The 6,678-nt window shown below is 71.4% G+C and carries 7 protein-coding genes; 6 read left to right on the top strand and 1 reads right to left on the bottom strand.

Annotation, left to right across the window (positions count from 1 at the left end; translation table 11 throughout):
- Window positions 1–116 precede the first annotated feature (116 nt).
- From E1281_RS14490 to E1281_RS14465, 6 genes are all read left to right on the top strand, one after another.
- On the top strand, window positions 117–1,520 hold the full coding sequence (locus E1281_RS14490) for a sensor domain-containing protein (protein ID WP_243716951.1): 1,404 nt from the start codon (window positions 117–119) through the stop codon (window positions 1,518–1,520).
- A 73-nt stretch (window positions 1,521–1,593) separates the two neighbouring features.
- Window positions 1,594–2,250 (top strand): response regulator transcription factor, encoded by a 657-nt coding sequence (locus E1281_RS14485; protein ID WP_131878315.1) that lies wholly within the window; start codon window positions 1,594–1,596, stop codon window positions 2,248–2,250.
- 293 nt (window positions 2,251–2,543) lie between these two features.
- Complete coding sequence (gene rpmE, locus E1281_RS14480) at window positions 2,544–2,762, top strand: 50S ribosomal protein L31 (protein ID WP_131878313.1); 219 nt, start codon at window positions 2,544–2,546, stop codon at window positions 2,760–2,762.
- A 136-nt stretch (window positions 2,763–2,898) separates the two neighbouring features.
- Complete coding sequence (prfA, locus tag E1281_RS14475; protein WP_131878311.1) at window positions 2,899–3,963, top strand: peptide chain release factor 1; 1,065 nt, start codon at window positions 2,899–2,901, stop codon at window positions 3,961–3,963.
- Between the two features lie 55 nt (window positions 3,964–4,018).
- On the top strand, window positions 4,019–4,879 hold the full coding sequence (gene prmC, locus E1281_RS14470) for a peptide chain release factor N(5)-glutamine methyltransferase (protein ID WP_131878309.1): 861 nt from the start codon (window positions 4,019–4,021) through the stop codon (window positions 4,877–4,879).
- A gap of 62 nt (window positions 4,880–4,941) precedes the next feature.
- Window positions 4,942–5,841, top strand: coding sequence for an L-threonylcarbamoyladenylate synthase (locus E1281_RS14465; RefSeq protein WP_131878307.1), 900 nt, complete (start codon window positions 4,942–4,944; stop codon window positions 5,839–5,841).
- 57 nt (window positions 5,842–5,898) lie between these two features.
- On the opposite strand, the gene E1281_RS14460 is transcribed toward E1281_RS14465, so the two are convergent.
- Window positions 5,899–6,324: a hypothetical protein gene (locus E1281_RS14460; protein WP_131878305.1), complete on the bottom strand. Its 426-nt coding sequence runs from the start codon at window positions 6,322–6,324 to the stop codon at window positions 5,899–5,901.
- Window positions 6,325–6,678: the final 354 nt, after the last annotated feature.

Raw genomic sequence — 6,678 nt, 5'->3', positions numbered from 1 at the left:
CCCCCACCGGATACTCGGGTTAGCCCCACCCCCGATCCGGCGGTGGACGTCATGGCCGCCCTGGCTCCCGGTCGGCAGGCTTGGGTCATAGGTTGGAACGGGCACGGAGGGACGACGTGGGCGAGCTGAGCAGGAATACCGGCGGTGGGGGTGCGACCGCGAGCGGGGCCGCCGCGCGGTGGGCGCGCGAGCGGTGGGCCACGGTGATGCAGGTGGGCGGGGAGACGGCGGCGACCGTCGCGAACAGCCCGTGGACGCCGCTCGCCATGGCGAAGTCGTCGCTCACCTGGCGTTCGGCGATCTACCTGTCCGCGAGCCTGGCGCTCGGGCTCGGCTGCTTCATGGGACTGGCCGTCGGGCTCACCCTGTCGCTCGCGCTGCTGATCATCTGGGTCGGCCTGCCGATGCTGGCGCTGATGATGATCGCGTGGCGGTTCGCCGCGATCCTGGAGCGGCAGCTCGTCCGGGCGGCGTTCGGCGTGCGCGTCCCGAGCCCGTACCGGCGGCTCCCCGAGGGCCGCAATCCGCTGAAGAAGCTGAAGGGGATGGCGGCCGACCCCGCCACCTGGAAGGACCTGCTCTACCTCGCCCTGCTGTTCCCCATCACGATGGTGGAGTTCGTCGTGTCGGTGTCGGTCTGGGCCGCGACGGGGATGCTGCTGGCCATGCCGGTCATCGTCGCGGTGGACGGGGGCGCCGAGATCGGTGCCGGCTTCGTCTCGTACTGGGCCGGCAACCCGGTGGAGGCGCTGCCGGTCTCGGTCCTCGGGCTGGTCGCGCTCGTCCTGGCGATGTACGTGACACGGGTGATGGCGATCGGGCATTCCGCCTGGGCGCGGCTGCTGCTCGGCCCCAGCGCGTCGCAGGCCGAGAACGTCGAGCTGCGCAGGCGCACGGAGCACCTGCGGGCCAGCCGCGCCCGCGGCGTGGACGCGGCCGAGTTCGAGCGCCGCCGCATCGAGCGCGACCTGCACGACGGCGCGCAGCAGCGGCTGCTGTCGGTCGCGATGGACATCGGACGCGCCCGCGCCAAGCTCGACGACGACCCCGAGGGCGCGCGGGCGCTGATCGAGCAGGCCCACTCGGGCACCAAGGAGGCGATCTCCGAGCTGCGCGACCTGGCCCGCGGGATCTACCCGGCGATCCTCACCGACCGCGGCCTGGACCCGGCGTTGTCGGGGCTGGCGGGCCGCGCCCCGGTGCCCGTCGAAGTGGAGGTCGACCTGCCGGAGCGCCCCCCGGCGGCGGTCGAGAGCATCGCGTACTTCATCGTGGCCGAGTCGCTGGCCAACATCGCCAAGTACGCCCGCGCGACCCGCGCGACCGTCCGGGTGGTGCGCGAGGACCGGTGGGTCGTCGTCGAGGTGACCGACAACGGCGTCGGCGGCGCGGAGGCGCGGCCGAACGGCGGTCTCGCCGGCCTGGCCGACCGGGCGGCCACGATCGACGGCATGCTCATCGTGGACAGCCCGCCCGGCGGCCCCACGATCGTCCGCGCCGACCTGCCCTGCACCTGGTAGCGCGCCCTTGCACCTGGTGGGCGAGCGGCCCGCGGCGACCCGGGAGGGTGGCCGCGGGCCCGATAATGGGTGGATGAGGGTAGTGATCGCCGAGGATTCGGTGCTGTTGCGCGAAGGGCTCGTCCGGCTGCTCGACGACGCCGGGATCGACACGGTGGCGACGGTGGGGGACGGTCCGGGGCTGCTCGGCATCGTCGACGAGCACGAACCCGACCTCGCGATCGTGGACGTCCGGATGCCTCCGTCGTTCACCGACGAGGGCCTGCGCGCCGCCCTCGCCGTCCGGGAGCGCAGGCCGGGCACGCCGATCCTCGTCCTGTCGCAGTACGTGGAGGAGCGGTACGCGACCGACCTGATCGGCGGCGGCGCCGAGGGGGTCGGCTACCTGCTGAAGGAGCGGGTGGCGGACGTCGCCGACTTCATCGACGCGGTCCGCCGCATCGCCGAGGGCGGGACGGTCATCGACCCGGAGGTGATCGGCCAGCTGCTGGGCCGCCGCCGCAACGGCGACCCGCTGGAGGCACTGACCCCGCGCGAGCGGGAGGTGCTGGCGCTGATGGCGCAGGGACGGGCGAACGCCGCCATCGCGGCGGACCTCGTCGTCACCGAGGGCGCCGTGGAGAAGCACATCTCCAACATCTTCATGAAGCTGGGCCTGCAGGCGTCCGCGCACGGCGGGCACCGCCGGGTCATGGCGGTCCTGGCCTACCTGGGCCGCGACACCGGCTGACCCGGGCCGCGGCATCGGCCGGCCGCCTGCCGCGCGCCCGGACGGGGACGTCCCGGTCAAGATCGGGAATGCCCGGTGACCTCGCCACGTTCAGGTATCTGGCACACTTGGAGCGAGTCGTTCTCATCGAGGCGTCCCGGCGTCCCGGCAGCGCCGACCCCGACCAGAATGAGGACGGTTCGCGCAACCGCTGCGGTACCGGTTCACGCCTCCTGTATCACTCATGGCCCTGTCGGGTTCGATCGGCCATGTGACCCGGAGGCGCCCGGCGACCGCCAGAAGCGAGGGGAACCATGAAGCCCGACATTCACCCGAACTACGTCGTCACGACCGTGACGTGCACGTGCGGCAACTCCTTCGAGACCCGCAGCACCGCCGAGAACGGCGTGATCCACGCGGACGTGTGCTCGAACTGCCACCCGTTCTACACGGGCAAGCAGAAGATCCTCGACACCGGCGGCCGGGTCGCGCGCTTCGAGCAGCGCTTCGGCAAGAAGAAGGCCGGCAAGTAGCGCGGGAGCCGCACACAGCGACCAGGGACGGCCCGGGTAGACCTCGTGAGGTCCCCGGGCCGTTCGGAGTCGGTTTCCGGAGGCCGCCGCCGTCGTCGGTGGCGGGTCCCGGGGCCGGGACGGGCCAGGACACAGCGTGAATCTCGACGATCTGATCACCGAATACGCGGGCATCGAGGAACGGCTCGCCGACCCGTCCGTCCATGCCGATCAGAACCTGGCGCGCAAGCTGGGCAAGCGCTACGCGGAACTGCGGCCGATCGTCGAGACGCACCGGGAACTGGCGTCGACGCTGGACGACCTCGCCGCCGCGCGCGAGCTGGCCGGTGAGGACGAGGCGTTCGCCACCGAGGCCGGCGACCTGGACAGGCGGCGGGAAGACCTGGAGGAGCGGCTGCGGCGGCTCCTCGTGCCGCGCGACCCCAACGACGCCAAGGACGTCATCCTGGAGGTGAAGGCGGGCGAGGGAGGCGAGGAGTCCGCGCTGTTCGCCGGCGACCTCCTGCGGATGTACCTGCGGTACGCCGAGCGCGTCGGCTGGAAGACCGAGGTCATCGACTCCCACCTGTCCGACCTCGGCGGGTACAAGGACGTCACCGTCGCGGTGAAGGCCAAGGGCACCCCGGACGAGGGCGTGTGGACGCGGCTCAAGTACGAGGGCGGCGTGCACCGGGTGCAGCGCGTCCCCGCCACCGAGTCGCAGGGGCGCATCCACACCAGCGCCGTCGGCGTGCTGGTGACGCCCGAGGCCGAGGACGTCGAGGTCCAGATCGACCCGAACGACCTGCGCATCGACGTGTACCGGTCCTCCGGTCCGGGCGGGCAGAGCGTCAACACCACGGACTCGGCGGTCCGCATCACGCACACGCCGAGCGGCGTCGTCGTCTCGTGCCAGAACGAGAAGAGCCAGCTGCAGAACAAGGAGCAGGCGCTGCGCATCCTGCGGTCGCGGCTGCTGGCGATGGCGCAGGAGGAGGCCGACGCGGCCGCGGCGGCCGAGCGCAAGAGCCAGGTCCGGACGGTGGACCGGTCCGAGCGGGTGCGCACCTACAACTATCCGGAGAACCGGATCTCCGACCACCGGGTCGGCTACAAGGCCTACAACCTCGACCAGGTGCTGGACGGCGACCTCCACAACGTCACGCAGGCGCTCGTCGACGCCGACATGGAACGCCGGCTGGCCGAAGCACAAGGATCATGAGCGCAGCGAACCCGGGGTGTGTGTGGGGGGTCGTCCCCCCTCGAAGGGCAGGAGCATGAATCTGCTGCTCGACGAGATCGCCAGGGCGACCGCGCGGCTCGCGGACGCGGGCGCCGCCTCGCCCCGCGCGGACGCCGAGGAGCTGGCGGCGGCCGTGCACGGGGTGCGGCGCTCGGAGCTGCACGGCGTCCCCGACAGCGCGTTCGACGCCCGGTTCTGGGAGTTCGTCGCGCGCCGCGAGGCGGGGGAGCCGCTGCAGCACATCACCGGCCGCGCGTTCTTCCGCTATCTGGAGCTGAAGGTCGGGCCCGGCGTGTTCGTCCCGCGCCCGGAGACCGAGGTGATGGCCGGCTGGGCGCTGGAGACCCTGCGGGACATGGACGTCCGCGACCCCCTCGTCGTCGACCTCGGTACCGGTTCGGCGGCGATCGCGCTGTCGATCGCGCTGGAGGCGCCGCGCTCGCGCGTCCACGCCGTGGAGAAGGACCCCACCGCGTTCGTGCACGCCACCCGCAACATCGAGGAGCTGGACGAGCGGGGACGCGTCCGGCTGCACCTGGGCGACTTCGCCACCGCGCTCAAGGAGCTGGACGGGACCGTCGACCTGGTCGTCAGCAACCCCCCGTACATTCCGATGAGCGAGTGGGAGTACGTGCCGCGCGACGTCCGCGACCACGATCCCGCGGACGCGCTGTGGGGCGGCGGAGACGACGGCCTGGACGAGGTCCGCGTCGTCGAGCGCACCGCGCGTCGGCTGCTGCGCCCCGGCGGGTACGCGGCGGTCGAGCACAGTGACCTGCAGGGCAACGGCGTCTACTGGATCTTCGCGGAGGAGCACGGCTGGCGGGACGTCCGCAACCGCCGCGACCTGACCAACCGGGACCGCTTCGTCACCGCCCGCCTGGTCTCCGAGTAGGCCGTATCCTTGGCGGTGCCATTCGGGACCAGCGCCAACGCAGACGGAAAGACGAGCCGACCGTGAGCCGACGTTATGACTGCTCCGATCCGATGGAGCGCACCCGCGGGATCGCCGAGGCCGCGTCGGCGGTCCGGCGCGGGGAACTGATCGTTTTGCCGACCGACACGGTGTACGGCGTCGGCGCGGACGCGTTCACCCCGCCCGCCGTGACGGCGCTGCTGGACGCCAAGGGACGCGGCCGGGAGATGCCCCCGCCGGTCCTCGTCGGGTCGGTGCGGGCCGCGACGGCGCTGGTGGAGGATCTCGGCACCTACGGGCAGGACCTCATCGACGAGTTCTGGCCGGGGGCGCTGACGCTGGTGTGCCGAGCCAACCCGAACCTCCTGTGGGACCTCGGCGAGACCAAGGGGACCGTCGCGGTGCGGATGCCGATGCACGAGCTGGCGGTGGAGCTGCTGAAGGAGACGGGCCCGCTGGCCGTGAGCAGCGCGAACCTCAGCGGGCAGGCCGCGGCCCGCGACGCCGGGGAGGCCGAGAAGATGCTCGGCGACTCGGTCGCGGTGTATCTGGACGGCGGCCGGTCCGGGCACGCCGACCCGTCGACGATCGTGGACCTGACCGGCTCCGTGCCGCGGCTGCTGCGGGTGGGGGCGGTCCCCGAGCACAAGATCCGCTCGGTGGTCGGCGTGCTGATGGACGTGGACGACGAAGACGAGGCCGATGAGTCCGGCCGTCAGGAAGAGTCCGCAGACGCGCCGTCCGGGGTCGGCATGGCCAAGCCTTCCCTGACCAAGGGGGAGGCGCCGGCGGCCCAGGACGCGGACGCTGAGCCCGTCGAGGAAGCCGCCGGGCCCGCGGCGGCTCCCGCCGAGACGGTCTCCGAAAAGGCGCCCGAGGATTCCGCCGCCGTCAGGCCTTCGCTCGTCAAGGAAGACGAAAAGCAGGCGAAGAACGGCTGAATGCGAAAGGTCCCGCCGGGCCGAACGGGACCTTCGCCGTCATCATGAAGAAGCGGCTCAGAAGAGCTTTCTGCCCTTGCCGTAGTAGTACTTGCCGGTCTTCTTGTTGCGGCCGCACTCCTGTACCCAAAGGTGGCTGCTGTAGCTCGACCTCGTGCTGATGCTGACGGTGGCCTTGCCGTCGTAGTGGTACTTCGCGCCGCTGGAGGTCGTGCCGATGATCTTGTGGCGCGACCAGTACCGCTTGTTGCCCTCGGTGAACAGGAATCGCACGCAGGCGGTCCAGCCGTTCTTCCCTCCGTCGCGGAGGTAGCCCTTCACGTAGGTGGTGCCGCCGCTGCGGCTGTAGGTGCCCCACGCGCTGACATTTCCGTACGAGTTGTACGGCGCCCACTTCGCGGCCGCTTCGGCGGGGGTGCCGACGACGGCCATGCCGGCCATCAGGGTGCCGGCGGACAGGGCTATGGCAGCGAATCGCCGCATAGGACCCTCCATTCTTGAGGCTCTGGGGGTGATCATCGGACAACCTAGCAGGGTCTACAAGATCATCTTTATGTGAATTTTAGGTGTCGGCCAGGGGCGGCCGGAAACGGCGGCGCCGGCGAACCGATCCGGCTCCGGCGGCGTCCAAGGGTCCGGGACGTGCTTCGCTCGTGATCGTCCCGTTTCGTCCGGCCCCGTGGTGGGAGGGGAGGCTCCCCGGCTCGGCGGCCGCCGGGCACACCCTTCACGACACCGGGCGTACCATTCATGACAAAGGTCACAGCGGCGCTGCCCTGGACGGAAGCGGCATGTAGCCCGAAGAAGGTATCGGCGTCGTTACGCCCGCACGGCAGT

The sequence above is a fragment of the Actinomadura sp. KC345 genome, from assembly GCF_004348515.1.
GTDB lineage: Bacteria > Actinomycetota > Actinomycetes > Streptosporangiales > Streptosporangiaceae > Spirillospora.
Note: the sequence above shows the minus strand (reverse complement) of the source record. Positions and strands in the feature narration are given on the sequence as shown.

Excerpts from the sequence above, each read along its gene's own strand:
- rpmE (WP_131878313.1), top strand. The coding sequence starts at position 2,544 with ATGAAGCCCGACATTCACCCGAACTACGTCGTCACGACCGTGACGTGC.
- prmC (WP_131878309.1), top strand. The coding sequence starts at position 4,019 with ATGAATCTGCTGCTCGACGAGATCGCCAGGGCGACCGCGCGGCTCGCG.
- E1281_RS14460 (WP_131878305.1), bottom strand. The coding sequence starts at position 6,324 with ATGCGGCGATTCGCTGCCATAGCCCTGTCCGCCGGCACCCTGATGGCC.
- E1281_RS14485 (WP_131878315.1), top strand. The coding sequence starts at position 1,594 with ATGAGGGTAGTGATCGCCGAGGATTCGGTGCTGTTGCGCGAAGGGCTC.